We start from the raw sequence: 13,877 nt of genomic DNA, 5'->3' as shown, positions 1-13,877 counted from the left end.
GAACGGCCGTCCTAAATCACAGCATGCCGCCCTTCTTCGGCCCGGTCCATCGTGAAGCCGATCAGCCGCCGCAGATCCGCCGTGCGGATGGGTGCATGCTCCCCGGAGCGGCTCAGCAGGTCGCACAGCGCCACCATATCCTCCAGCAGCGACAGCTCTCTCCACCGCTCCGGCAGGAAGCCTCCGCCTGACCGGTAGCCGGCGGCGAAGGCTTCCTCGGCCGCGGAGCCGCACGGCTCGTATCGGAGCCAGTTGCCGATGTCCGCCATGGCGCTGCCGGCATAGGCGAATTCCCAGTCCAGGACGGCCGACAGCTCGCGGCGGCCGTCTGTCCGGACGCCAAGCACGTTCAATGCGTTGTAATCGGAATGGACGAGCACGGGCTGCATGGCATGCAGGTCGAGAAGAGGCGAGAAGCTGAAGCCGAACTGTTCGAGCCTCCGCGTCATGTCCGTCCCCAGCAGGCTTCCTGCTCCCGTCTCCAGGCAATGCGCGATGAATCCTCGCCAGCCCTCTCCGTTCAAGGCGAGCGGCTCGCTGACCGCAAGCTCCCCGTCCAGGAAGCCGGCTTCCCGGAACCGGATGTCGTGGACGGCGGCCAGCGTATGCCCGGCTGCATGATGCCATTCCGACTCGGCCTCGATGCTGCAGGAGCGGAGCTCGTCCGCGAGCAGCGCGCCGGGCATCCATTCCATGACCGCCCAAGGAGCGGGGTAGAGCGAGCCGCTCCAGTCGGAGGCCAGGAGGCGCGGCACCGGAAGGCTTCCGGCGAGCAAGCGGGAGATGGACGCTTCCTTGCGCGCGACGACATCATCCTGCCTGTAAATTCTCAGGGCGTAGGAACGCTCCCCCGAATCCAGTCTGTATACCAGGTTGCTGAGCCCGGCTCCGGTGCGCTGAAGCGTGCAATGCCGCAGCTCCGGCAAGGCGGCTGCAGCAAGCTCGCGGATGATGTGCGGCTCCGGCTCGGGCGGCGTTTCTCCTCTTTCCCAATTTTCCTTCATGCGTCGGGTCCCCTTTCGAATCCATCGTGAAGGCCATCTCACCAACAATCCCGCAAAAGCATAAAGTAGGCATATGCCAATATCGAGATGGAGTGAGAGCCTGTGCTTGAACCGTTTTCTGCTGACGGCGTGTCCGAACATTTCCCTGTGGAGCCGTTCCCTGAACGCTTCCGGCTGCTTGGGCGGCAAGGGGCCGGCTTGGCGTTGACGGCGGCTGTTCCGCTCGGCTTGCCTGGCGGCTTCGGCAGCCGCGGCCTCTTCGGCCGGTTTGGGAGCTTCGGTCCGAAGGCGGGCAAGGGAGAGCCGGGAGGCATGACCAAGTCCGTGCCGAAACCGCTGGCCAAATTCCTTCCGAAGGAGCTGCTGCAGGTTGATGCGCTGAGCCCTATCTCGATCCAGGTCATATTCAGCAGGCCGTTGGCGGACGAGGAGCTCGAGGTCGATACGGCAAGGGCCTCGTTCAAGCTTGGAAGCGATCTGGAGCTGTCCGGACCGCCCCGGCTGAAGGCGGGAACGAAAGCCTGCTACATCGTCCCGACTGCCCTGCAGCAGCCGGGCAAGCGGTACACGATCTCCTATCGGGGCGGCGACAAGCTCGGCTTCAAAGCCGGTGTGGACCGCCTGTTCTTCCGCTATGTGCGGCAGATCTCGTACGACACCATCGAGGCGGTGTCGCTTCTCGCCGACGGCGTCGCCGATTGCGGGATGGTCTGCGCGGATGAGGCCGGGACGGACCGTTCGGGCCCGCAGCTGAAGCTGAATCCGGACAATGTGAGCGGCAGCAGGCACTACCAGATCGTTCCGCCTTTGGCGGGAACGACGGTGCGGGTGTGTCCCGCAGGAGGCTTGCCGCTCCATGCCGGATATGTGGAGGGAACCCAGCTCGAAGGCAGCGTGCAGGCCCCGCAGTTCCGCCTGCCCGAAGGCTATGCGTTCACGCCGGGACAGCTCTATGCCGCGGATATGGATTGGGGCCGGATCGGCCGGGACGAGTTCGCGGGGAGCGCCTGGCAGGCGCTCAAGATCAAGGGAATCCGCTTGATCGAGCCGGATCTCATCCGGGTCGAGCTTGCCGCCGACCCTGGCTGCGATCTGTTCGCCGGACGCATGCTGCAGCTCGCCTGCCGCGGCGAAGCGCCCAAGCGGGCTTCGTACGTTCCGGGCAGCAGAGACGGTGCGGCGGGCGAATTCCGCCTGCAGCCGGGCTGGAGCCTGCAGCCGGGCATAACGTACAGAGCCATCCCGGTCGGACCGTGGGCATCCTGTCCGCCGGAAGGCATGCCGATCCAAGGTCTCGCTCCAAGTATAACAGGAATGGCGCAGAGGGCGAAGTCCGGCGCTCGGCAATGACGGCCAAGCGATTTTGCCAAGGGGAATTCCAATGTCAATGCTGCCCGGAAAGAGGCTTTCGACAGAAGCGGGTCTTTCGTCGGGCGTCGGCTGAAGGTTCGACAGGTGCGCGAATAGTTCCATAGCACTTCCTTTCGACAAGAGGGCAGGCCAAAGGAATGAGGGATGTAAACGATTTCATAGAAAATGAGGCAAAAGCCCCGCCATACATCGCAAAAAAAGCGCAGCTGCCGGCAGGGGGATGGTTTGCATTCCGGGAGTTTGGTCCCTTGCCTCCGTATTCGCCGCGACACTATAGTGAAAGGGATACTTGCCGCGTCTGCTCTTTTTCGCTGGACCGCCTGACCGCTTAAGCCGTGTCTACCGCATGGCGGCTATCGCCTTGCTTGATGGATGGAGCGTCGCCTCGATCGAGGGTTGCTGCTGTCCGCGCTTTGATGGAATGGCGCTTGGGTTCATGAGACAAGCCGACAAGCCGCCTCAAAATGGAAACGCTTACGTACGGGGCGGGGTTGTTCGGGATGGCGAAGGGGAATCAGGGCGGCCAAGCAAATCAGGTTCAATCCACAAAATGTAATCGATAACATTTTGGCCATATTCATTCACAGGGAGGTTCAAGCCATTCATGCCAACGATGAAAAGAACCCAGGCTGATGATTCCAGAAACGGCCGCTGCAGCCGCCGATCCCCGTCCGTCCGCCGTCCGGCGGTACGGTGGCTCGCTGGAGCGACGGCCGGATCGCTGCTGCTCGGCCTGCTGCCGCTGCATGCCGCCGCCGCGCCGGCAGATCAGGCGCCGCTGCCGGCTTATTTCAATCCCTCCAAAGAGACATCGGAGCGGGTCGCGGATCTGCTCGCCCGGATGACGCTGGACGAGAAGGTCGGCCAGATGGTCCAGGCGGAACGGGCATCCGTCACGCCGGAGGATGTTCTGGCCTATGGGCTCGGCTCGGTGTTCAGCGGAGGCGGCTCGTTCCCGAACGGCAAGCTGGCCGACAGCACGCTCGAGCAGTGGACCAAGCTGTACAACGGCTATCAGGACGGCGCCCTGTCGACGCGTCTGGGCATTCCGCTCCTGTACGGGGTCGACGGCGTGCATGGCCACAACAACGTCAAGGACGCCACTCTGTTTCCCCATAATATCGGTCTGGCGGCTGCGCATGACGCCGGGCTGGCGGAACAGGCGGGCGCTGCGGCTGCGGCGGAGATCCGCGCCACCGGCATCAACTGGACGTTCGCGCCGACGCTCGCCGACGTCCAGAACATCTCCTGGGGCAGAACCTACGAAGGCTTCGGCGACGATCCGGCCGTTGCGGCCGAGCTTGGAGCGGCTTACATCAAGGGGCTGCAGGGCGGGAAGCCCGAGGACTTGAAGCGGCCGGACAAGGTCGTCGCAACGGCGAAGCATTTTATCGGAGAGGGCTATACCGACAAGGGCATCAACCAGGGCAATGTGACAGGGTATTCGGAAGAGCAGATCTGGGAGCTGGAAAAGCAGGTGTACGAGGCGGCCGTGCAAGCGGGCGTCGGCACGGTGATGGCTTCGTACCACAGCATTCAAGGCCTCAAGATGCACGCCAACCAGCGGCTCCTGCAGGACAAGCTCAAGGGAGAGCTCGGATTCAAGGGCTTCGTCGTCTCCGACTACAACGCGATCGACCAGATCTCGAAGGACTGGCAGGGCAACGCCGTCAGCGGCTTGAAGGCCCAGGTCAAGACGGCCGTCAACGCGGGCGTCGACATGATCATGGAGCCGGACAAATGGAAGGAGGTCGTGACCGACCTCAAGCAGCTCGTCGAGGAAGGCGGAATCTCGCAGGCGCGGATCGATGACGCCGTGTCGCGGATTCTGACGGTGAAGTTCGATTCCGGCGTCTTCGAGCATCCGAAGTCCGATCCGGATCAACAGGCCGCATTCGGCTCGGCACAGAGCCGGGCGGTCGCTCGCGAAGCGGTGGCGAAGTCGCTTGTGCTGCTCAAGAACGATGCCGTCCCAAGGGAGGACGGCTCCGAGTCGCCGATTTTGTCCCAGCTGTCCGGAATGAAGGATATCTTCGTTGCCGGCAAGGCGGCGAGCGATATCGGCAGGCAGGCAGGCGGCTGGTCTGTCACCTGGCAGGGCAGCGCCGGAGCGATCACCAAAGGCACGACGATTCTGCAAGGCTTGCAGAAGGCGGCCGAGTCCAGCGGCAAGAAGGTGACTTACAACGAGCACGGCCGCGGCGCGAAAGGCCATGATGCGGCCATCGTCGTAGCCGGCGAGATGCCGTATGCCGAATCGGACGGGGATACGTCCAACCTGAACCTGAACACGGAGGATCTGGCCACGCTCGCCAATGTGCGGGCCGCCGATCCGGAGCTGCCGATCGTGCTTGTGCTCGTGTCGGGCCGCCCGATGACGATCGGCGACCAGCTGAAGGATATCCAGGGGCTTGTTGCCGCCTGGCTCCCCGGCACGGAGGGAGATGGAGTCGCGGACGTTCTTCTCGGAGGCAAGGACTTTACGGGCAAGCTGCCGCTGAAATGGCCCTTCAGCCTGAGCGCCTACGATCAGGCCGACGATCCCGGGCAGTTCCTGTTCAAGACAGGGTACGGCTTGACCAAGTCGCAGCCGACTCCGGATGATCTGCCGCAGCCCCCGGCCCAGCCGGATACGAGCATTCCGGTTCCGGGCGTCGTGCAGGCGGAGGATTACAGCGCGATGAGCGCGCCGGGAGCGGTGCAGACGGAAAATACCCAGGATGAAGGCGGCGGCAAGAACGTCGGTTATATCGATGCCGGCGACTGGCTCCAATACGACGTCCACGCGCAAAGCGGCCTGTACGACGTCGAGGTGCGCTACGCCTCCTGGGGGGATTCATCGGGCGTCAAGATTCTGGACGGAAGCGCCAAGGAGCTCGGCTCCGTGAGGCTGCCGAAAATTAACAGCTACCAGGACTGGGGGACGGCCGTCATGCATGGCGTTCCGATAGCCGCCGAAGGCAAGCAGAGCCTGCGCGTCCTGTTCGCCGGAGGGAGCATGAATCTCAATTGGCTGAAGTTCACACGCACGGGAGACGCGCCGGCGGATGGAGGCCAGCCAGGCACCGGGGATCCGGGAGACGGCACGGTACCGGAGGTGGTTCAGGCGGACGCGGTGCAGAGCTGGACGACGAGCGAGCGGGATCCCGGCAATATCCAGTGGTATTACGCGGACCGTTCCAAGCCGGAGGACAAAAAGCTGGAGCAGCAGCGGCCTCTCGATATCGTCCGGCCGAACGAGGCCGCTGGAACGGTCATTTCGCTCGATCCGGATGTGACTTATCAATCGATGGTCGGCATCGGCTCGTCGATGGAGGAATCGACGGTCGGCAACCTCGCCAAGATGTCGGCGGACAAGCGCAAGGAGCTGCTGGGCAAGCTGTTCGATCCGGCGGACGGCGCTGGCATGAGCCTTGTCCGCGTGACGATCGGCACGGCCGATTTCACCGGGCAGCCGTTCTACACCTATGATGACATGCCGGCGGGACAGACGGATCCGGGCCTGGAGCATTTCTCGATTCAGAAGGACCGCGACCTGCACATCATTTCCACGCTGAAGGAAATCCAGGCGATCAACCCGGACGTGAAATTCTTCGCTTCTCCGTGGAGCGCTCCGGGCTGGATGAAAACGACGGACAGCATGATCCGCGGAGAAATCAAGGAGGAGTATCTGTCGGTCTATGCGGACTATCTCGTGAAGTTCGTGCAGGCCTACCAAGCGGAGGGCATTCCGATGGAAATGCTGACCGTGCAGAACGAGCCTCTGCTGGAGATCGATTATCCGAGTACGAAAATGCCTTGGCAGCAGCAGGCCAGGCTGATGGTGCTGCTTCGCCAGAAGCTGGATGCGGCGGGCTTCGGACAGGTCGGATTGCTCACGTTCGACCATAATCCGGGCGACACGATGGCTTACCCGGCCCAGCTTCTGCGCGACAAGGCCGCATACGCGGCTGTGGACGGAACGGCTTTCCACGATTACGGCGGAGAGCTGAGCGAGATGACCAAGCTGCATGACCTGTTCCCGGACAAAAATGTCTACTTGACCGAACGCGCGGTCTGGGGCACGAAGGGAGCCGACCGCATCGCCCAGTATTTCCGCAATTGGGCGCGCAGCTACAATTCCTGGGTCGTCATGCTCGACAGCGACATCAAGTCCCATCAGTGGGTAGGCACGCCGGATCCGACTCCGGTCATCCAGGATTCCTCGGACCGCGACAACTACTGGATCGCGCCGGAGACGTACCTGATGGGCCAATTCTCGAAGTTCGTGCTCCCGGGCTACAAGCGGATCGAGAGCGATTACGGCTCTTCCGACACCGTGACGAATGTCGCTTTTGTCAGTCCGGACGGACGCAAGGTCGTAACCGTCGCTATCAACCAGACCGACAAGGACCAGCAGGTCAAGCTCATGAGCGACGGCACGCAAATCTCCGCGGTCGTTCCGGCCAAGGCGGTCACCACGTTCTCGTGGATTCGTCCCGAGCTGGGCCGGACGGCCCCGGGCAGCTTCCGCGCGGCGGACTTTGACAGCGCACGGGGCGTCTACCAGACCGATACGGTTTCAGGCGCCGTATACGGCCTCAATGAAGGCGGGGCTTCCGAGCCGGCTTCCTTCTCGTACGGCCTGACGGTCAAGAGGGCCGGAAGCTATTTCCTGGATCTCGGTTATGCCGGACAGCCTTCCGGCGCTTCAGCGGCCATCGCGATCGACGGCTCAGACGTGGGGACCCTCACGGTGACTCGCGATACTTACGCAGGGCCGAATCCGTTCGGCTATGCGCGGGTGAAGGTGGCGCTGCCGGCCGGCGAGCACGTCCTGGGCGTGACGGCGCAAGGCACCGGCTACAGCTTGCGCGACATTCGATCGACGACGGCCGGCGACAGCGCCGCCGCCCTGCCGAAGCGGGTTCAGGCCGAGCAGGCGGACGAATCCTCGGGCGTCCTCATCGAGGATGGAGCGGCCGGCACCGTTCCGGGCAGCTGGCTGGACTACCGGGTCAGCGTTCCGGAGGACGGCGCTTATCTGCTGACCTACCGTTACCGGACCGGTGGAGGAGACTCGGCCGCCGAAGCTTCCTGGAAGCTGGACGGAGGAGGAGCTGTCCAACGGGATGTCCTTGCCGCGTCCGACGAATGGACGACGCTGACCTCGGCCATTCCGTTGTCCAAGGGGACGCATTCTCTCCGCCTGTCCATTGTCGGAACGAACGTATCGCTGGACTGGATCGAGGTCGGTCCGCGCATCGTCCGCAAGGACAACCCGCCGCTCATTCCGGTTCCGGGCACCGCAAGCGCGCTTGATTACGCCGCCATGAGCGGCCCTTCCGAGGGCGCGGGCGGAGCGGCGGACGGCCATAAGCTCACCGGCATCAAGGCGGGCGACTGGATCGACTACAAGCTGGATGTCCCGGAATCGGGCCGCTACACCTTCACGCTTGAGATGAGCTCACAAGCCGGCGGCATGGGCGCCTTCGATCTCAAGCTCGGGGACGCTGTCCTGGCGTCGTACGACGTTCCGCAGATTTACGGGAACTGGGTCAAGAGCCGCAAGACGGCCGCGTTGCCGCAAGGGGAAATCACGCTGCGCCTTGCCGCGAACGTGGAGGGCTTCGAGATCGGGGCGCTCGCCATCGAGCCGATCCGCACCTTCGCTGCGGACCCTGCCGGCATCCTGAACATCGAAGCGGAGAGCTACTTCGATTCCGGGCGCAATGCCATCGAGACGAATAAAGCGGCCGGAACGGCCAACGTAGGCTACACGAATGCGGGCAATCTGCTGCGTTATCGGGTGGACGTCCCGCAGGACGGCAACTACAAGGCGACCTACCGCTACGCGACAAAGCAGGGAGGAGTGTCCGCGGCCCTGTTCGCGGACGGCGAGCTGAAAGGCATCGCGGCCCTGCCGTCCACAGGCGATTGGGGCGCGTACAAGACCGCCTCCCATATCGTCTCCCTGAAGGGGGGCGTGCAGGAAATCGGCGTGCTGGACCAAGGAGACGGCTTCAACATCGACTGGATCCGGCTGGAGCCGACGTCCGAAGAGAACCAGCCGGCGGTCAGCCGTGCGGCCGTTCCGTCCGCTTCCTTGAAAGCCGGCAAGTATGACTTGCCGCAGGAGCTGCTGCTGGCGAGCTCGACCGATGGCGCGACGGTGTACTACACGCTGGACGGCTCGCTGCCTTCGCCTGACAACGGCATCGCGGCAGCCGGTCCGATCGCCGTATCCGGAATTGCCGTCATCCGCGCAGCCGCGTTCAAGGATGGCTTGCCCGGCAGCTTCACGGCCGCGTTCACGTATGTGACCGGCAAATCGCAGCCAAGCGAGTCGCCGTCGGCCACGCCAAGCACGACGCCGTCGGCAACGCCAAGCGCAACGCCGTCCGCAACGCCAAGCGCGACGCCGTCCGCAACGCCAAGCGCGACGCCGTCCGCAACGCCAAGCGCGACGCCTTGGCTGCCATACTCGCCGGCTCCGTCGCCATCGCCGGCTGCATCGGCTGCACCTTCGGGCGCTGACATCACAACCGCCATTCCTGTGCTCGATCCCGCATCGGGAATCGCCGCGGCATCCATCGACGCCGCTGAGCTGCGGCGTGCGGCAGGCCAGGGAGCGGCGGATATCTCGATTCAAGTTCCCGCCTTGTCGGGAGCTAAAGGGTATCGCATCTCCATACCGGCAGCCGCTCTGACAGACGGCAAAGCCGCGCTTGAGATTCGAACCGCTGTCGGAATCGCGACGCTTCCGGCGGAAATGCTGAAAGGGTACGGAAATCTCGCCTCCGGAACCGTGGAGCTCGAAATAGCCCGGATTCAAGGCGTCTCAAGCCAAACGGGCGTACGAATCGCCCTATCGGCTGACGGCAAATCTCTCTTATGGCGCGGCAAGCTGCAGGCGGTCGGGGTCAAGCTGCCGTACTCGGCAAGCGTGGAGGAATCCGCGCATCCGCAGCGCGTAACGGTTCGGCTGACGGACGAAAGAGGTATCGCCGCAGCCGTGCCGACCGCCCGCTACAGAGCGGGAGCGGGCAGCGTCGAGTTCCAGACTTCCCTGCTCGGGGATTTCCGGATTGAATATGTGGTCAAGGAATTCAAGGATACGGCCCGTCTGACATGGGCCGCCGAAGCGATCGACGCTCTGGCCGCCAAGGGCGTCATCAAAGGAACCGGAGCGGAATTGTTCACGCCATCCGCGAATGTGCGCCGTGCCGACTTCGTCCTCATGCTCGTAAGGGCGCTCGGCCTTCGCGGCGAAGCAGCCGCCTCCTTCACGGATGTCCCGGCGGGCTCATACTACGAGGAGGAGGCAGCGATCGCCAAATCGCTAGGAATCGCGACAGGCAGGGAGGATGGAAGCTTCGATCCCATGGCTCCGATCACGAGGCAGGAGATGATGGCGCTCGCATTCAGAGCCCTGAAGCTGGCAGGCAAGCCGGTGCCGCCGGCGGCGGCCGAGCTGGACGGTTATGCAGACCGCTCCTTGGTGGCGGCATACGCGGCTGAGGCCGCAGCGGCGCTCGTCCAAGCCGGACTGCTGAGAGGGGATGGCAGCGGCCTGAATCCGGCAGGCCTGACGACACGCGCCGAGGCAGCCGTGCTGATCTATCGCCTGTACGGTTGGATGGACTGACCCGTCCAAGGAAAAAAAAGCTTCCCGGCCGCAATGGCCGGGAAGCTTTTTTTAATTCATTCAGAGCGGAAATGGGAGGAATCGGGCTGTGCGGGATGCCGATGCAGCGATTCGGCAAGCCGTATTCATGTGGACCGGCCTACTCCGGAAGAAACGAATTCCAGCACTTGTTCGAAGGAAACAGGACGATAGTCCCAATGCTCGACCGAGACGTTGAAATGACTCCGCCCGGCGTATTTCTGTCCATGGATATGTCCGTGCACGTTCAAATAAGGCATGCTGCGGTTCATATACATGGGTTCATGGCTGAGGAAGTAGAAGCCTCGGTATACGATCGGCTGCTCGTGCACCTCGTCGAAGCCGGCTTCAAGCCACCACTGGCGGCTTCTGTCGCGGTCGTGGTTGCCGAGGATCAGATGCTTGTACCCGTTCAAGGCGCCTGCGATCTCACGGGTTCTGCCCAAGCCGCCAAAGGAGAAGTCGCCCAGATGGTAGACGGTATCTCCTGCGGAGACGGCTTCGTTCCAGCGTTGGATCATGGCGCCATCCATTTCCCCGGCATCGGCGAACGGCCGGGATTCATAATCGATGATTTCCCTGTGTCCAAAATGATGGTCCGATGTCATAAAGATTTCCGGCAAGGCTGTTCCTCCCCTTTCGACTGCATGAGCTATGAAGCGATTGTTTCCATCGTCGCCTAGATGTATGAGGCCGGCAAGGAATGTCCAGGATGCTCAGCATGCTGTCGTCCCCCTGCATGAAAGGCGGAAAAAGCCGCAGGAATCGATCCTGAGGCTTTATTTAGGCTGCCTCCGTTTTCCGGCACGCTTGCTTCGGATGGGCTTTTTGCGGGGAGCCGGCGTTTTTTTGAGTCCGCGCGCCGCCCGTTTTTTTCGCCTGGAGGAAACGAGCCGACGAGTGACAGGCGGATACTGCTGAGCAGCCGGAGATTCCATTTCCAGAGAAGCTGCCTCCTCGGGAATGGATTCCGAACCGAGCTCGCCACCCCGCATTCCGTGCAGGAGCAGATCCATCGGACCCGTGTATAGAAAAGGCTCGCCGCTTTTTTCCTCTAGGGGCCGAAACCGCTGGGAGTCCGCGTAAGCAGGCTCTTCAAGCGGCTGCGACGCCAAAACCGAAATCTCCTCATCGGAAATCCGATCTTTGACAACGACCAGATGGAGCATCATTTGATAGGCGACATTCATCTGGCTCTGACGAAGCAGGGAGAGCTCATGAGGCTCGTAAAGCCCGTCGTAGGGAGGGAAGTAAAAAAACTCCAGCTTGAGCAGCCTCAGATCCAGCTCTTCGCTATCCCGTTCGGGATTTTCCGGTTCGGCATCCTCTCCATCCATCGGCAAGACGGCGGCTTCTTCCATCAGGGACCAATTCCGGCTGCCGGAAAGCTTGTATTCGTCCGGATCGACGTAACAGACCGGATGGCGCGTCCAGTACCGGGGGGCGTGCTCATTCAGCAGCTGACGATACCGGCGGTTCGCGATGTGCGCCGATACATGGGCATAAGGAACGACGATGCACACGACGGCGCGGTGACGGCATACCCGGTAGATTTCACGGAGCACAAAGTCCGCATCCGCGGCATATTGCAGGCTGTTGGAAGCCATGACGAAGTCGACGGCTCCATCCTCGAACGGAAGCGGGGAATCGAAATCATGGACGAGATCGACGCCGTCATAGGGCAGCTTGTCGATCCCGCGGCATCCTGGATGCTTGATCGTCCCGCAGCCCAGGTCTATTTTCACATTACCTCATCCTTCGCGTAAAGCGGTTCATACAGTCTATTCACGAAGGAAGCTTGCCGTCTATGCGGTAGTCCATGGCCTTCAGCTTGGGCTTCAGTTGCTTTGCGAACCTTCTTCGCTCATCGCAGAAAGGGAGAGGAAAAGATGGTATTCCTCTTGCTCGCTCCGGCTCCGCTTGGAATGGGTCTGCGCGAATTCAATGGCGATCTTCAGGAATTCCTCGGCTTCCTCCTTGGTCAGAAAGACATCCGAGTTGGAGATCGTGCCGGCTCTTTTCCGTCCTTTTTCAGCGCTGTCAAGATACTTCTCCTTGGCCGAATCGAACATATGGGAAGCCAGCTTCTGGGATTCGGAACGGAAGATTTCTTTGATGGACTGGTCATCCACCTCGTCGCGGCTGATGCTGACGGTTCCCTCGTAGGCTCTATAGTACTTGGCCGTTATCCCGTTGATCTGCTTCGTGTCGACGAGCTCAAGCAGGCCGATCCTTTCGAGCTTGCGGGCATGATAATACACCTTGGCCGGAACTTCGCCCATTCGGTCCGCAATTTCCTTAATCGTTGCCGGATGGTCGGATTTATGAAAGAAATTCATGATTTTCATTCGGTATGGATCGGAAAAAATCCGGATTTCCTCGATCGTCTTGAGTACCTTCGTTTCGATAAGGGTCACTCCTGTCCGCTGCTTCGTACATGCTCTCCTTATTATACTATAATTTCATGAAATTCTTTTGGGTTAAAAGCAGCAGGCCAGGGATGATCATGATCAGGCCGGCAAGGAGATATAGGGTCTGGACGGGCAGATGCTGGCCGGCGAAGCCGGTGGCCACGGAACCGAGCGGAATGAGCGAGGAGCCGATCATCCCGGAAAGAGCGCCGATCCGGCCAAGCATGTTTTTGGGAGTCACCTCCATCATGTAGGTGGATACGGGCGTTCCGATCATCGGCACCGCGAGTCCGCCCATGATGGACAAGACGGTGACAACGGCGAGCGGCTGCCATTGGATCCAGGATGGGACGATGTACAGCGCCTGGCTGACGCCGAGCAGCAGGCAGCCGAAGACGATGAGAGAGCTTTTGCGGAAACGCGCGCCGTAGGCGCCGATCAGCAAGCCGCTGGCGATCATGCCGCACATGAATCCGATTCCCATGATACTTTGGCCCGATGGACCGGAATGCAGCACTTCTTTGACGTATACCGTCTCCATGACGTTATGGGGGGTGAGGCATACATTGAGCACCGCGGCGGTGAGCATCGTCAGCATGATCAGGCGATGGGACCTCACGAAGGACATGCCTTCCTTGAACTGGCTCCAGTAGGTTGCTTCGGAGGATGCGGCCGTTGAGGAAGAGGCTGCAGAAGCTTGATCTTCAATCGGAGAGATTCTCATGAATGCCAGTACCGCTGCAGCCGTTAAAAAGGTGCATGCATCGATCAGGATGGCTCCTGACAAGCCGAAGGCGGCAATCAGGGCGCCTGCCGCCGCTACGCCGGCAAGCTCGGCAGTCCGCGAGGAGGAAGCGCTTAGGGAGTTGCCGCTAAGCAGCAGCTCTTTGGGCAGAAGCCGGGGAACCACAGACATTTCAGCCGGGCTGGAAAAGCATTCGAAGGAGGAGTTCATGAAGGTGAAGATGAACAAATGCCAAGGCTGGAGCCAGCCTTTCCAGTAAAGAAGAGCGGTCAGGGCTACGATTGTCCCGCGCGCTGAATAGGAGGCGATGATGACCGCTTTTTTGGACCAGCGGTCGACGAGGACTCCCGTGAACAGGCTGAAGACGATGCCTGGAATGAAATTGATGGCGAAGAGGGTGCCCATCAGGAGTTTGGAGCCTGTCAGCATATAGACCATCCAGCTGTAAGCGATGGAGTCGAGGGAGTCTCCGAAACGTGAAATGACTCGGGCCGCCAGCAGGAATAAAAAGGGCTTATGCTTTTTTAAACCTCTGATGCCTTGTGTCGGGGCTGAAGCTGCAACGGCGGGGATGCTCATCGTCAACACTCCATTCAAATTTTATGAACATGTAATTATAATTAACGTTAAATTTATTTTAATGATGGAGGATCGAATTTGCAAGCCCTTTTTTGGAGGCTTGTCTTTATGCATGCAGCGGC

The 13,877-nt window shown here is 61.3% G+C and carries 7 protein-coding genes; 2 read left to right on the top strand and 5 right to left on the bottom strand.

The window, feature by feature from the left end:
- Positions 1-11 precede the first annotated feature (11 nt).
- On the bottom strand, positions 12-1,004 hold the full coding sequence (locus CIC07_RS20800) for a phosphotransferase family protein (RefSeq protein WP_076359305.1): 993 nt from the start codon (positions 1,002-1,004) through the stop codon (positions 12-14).
- Between the two features lie 102 nt (positions 1,005-1,106).
- Between CIC07_RS20800 and CIC07_RS20795 the strand changes: the two genes are divergently transcribed.
- Both CIC07_RS20795 and CIC07_RS20790 read left to right on the top strand, forming a co-directional pair.
- Positions 1,107-2,354: a hypothetical protein gene (locus CIC07_RS20795; protein WP_157741952.1), complete on the top strand. Its 1,248-nt coding sequence runs from the start codon at positions 1,107-1,109 to the stop codon at positions 2,352-2,354.
- A 625-nt stretch (positions 2,355-2,979) separates the two neighbouring features.
- A complete protein-coding gene (locus CIC07_RS20790) occupies positions 2,980-10,002 on the top strand; it encodes a glycoside hydrolase family 3 N-terminal domain-containing protein (RefSeq protein ID WP_234993083.1) in 7,023 nt (2,340 codons plus the stop codon).
- A 125-nt stretch (positions 10,003-10,127) separates the two neighbouring features.
- Here the strand turns inward: CIC07_RS20790 and CIC07_RS20785 are convergent, their stop codons facing one another.
- The 4 genes from CIC07_RS20785 to CIC07_RS20770 all read right to left on the bottom strand — a co-directional run bounded on the left by CIC07_RS20785 (position 10,128) and on the right by CIC07_RS20770 (position 13,755).
- Positions 10,128-10,643 carry a phosphoesterase gene (locus CIC07_RS20785; RefSeq protein WP_076359307.1) on the bottom strand — a complete coding sequence of 172 codons (516 nt, stop codon included), beginning with the start codon at positions 10,641-10,643 and terminating at the stop codon, positions 10,128-10,130.
- 156 nt (positions 10,644-10,799) lie between these two features.
- The gene (locus tag CIC07_RS20780; protein ID WP_076359308.1) at positions 10,800-11,765 is read right to left on the bottom strand and encodes a class I SAM-dependent methyltransferase; all 966 of its coding nucleotides are present in this window, start codon (positions 11,763-11,765) and stop codon (positions 10,800-10,802) included.
- Between the two features lie 93 nt (positions 11,766-11,858).
- Positions 11,859-12,359 carry a winged helix-turn-helix domain-containing protein gene (locus tag CIC07_RS20775; RefSeq protein ID WP_234993088.1) on the bottom strand — a complete coding sequence of 167 codons (501 nt, stop codon included), beginning with the start codon at positions 12,357-12,359 and terminating at the stop codon, positions 11,859-11,861.
- A gap of 115 nt (positions 12,360-12,474) precedes the next feature.
- Complete coding sequence (locus CIC07_RS20770; protein WP_076359309.1) at positions 12,475-13,755, bottom strand: MFS transporter; 1,281 nt, start codon at positions 13,753-13,755, stop codon at positions 12,475-12,477.
- Positions 13,756-13,877 lie beyond the last annotated feature (122 nt).

Source organism: Paenibacillus sp. RUD330 (assembly GCF_002243345.2).
Lineage (GTDB): Bacteria > Bacillota > Bacilli > Paenibacillales > Paenibacillaceae > Paenibacillus_O.
The sequence above is the reverse complement of the archived record's forward strand: the minus strand, read 5'-3'. Positions and strand labels throughout refer to the sequence as shown.

Excerpts from the sequence above, each read along its gene's own strand:
- CIC07_RS20775 (WP_234993088.1), bottom strand. The coding sequence starts at position 12,359 with ATGAATTTCTTTCATAAATCCGACCATCCGGCAACGATTAAGGAAATT.
- CIC07_RS20790 (WP_234993083.1), top strand. The coding sequence starts at position 2,980 with ATGCCAACGATGAAAAGAACCCAGGCTGATGATTCCAGAAACGGCCGC.
- CIC07_RS20770 (WP_076359309.1), bottom strand. The coding sequence starts at position 13,755 with ATGAGCATCCCCGCCGTTGCAGCTTCAGCCCCGACACAAGGCATCAGA.
- CIC07_RS20800 (WP_076359305.1), bottom strand. The coding sequence starts at position 1,004 with ATGAAGGAAAATTGGGAAAGAGGAGAAACGCCGCCCGAGCCGGAGCCG.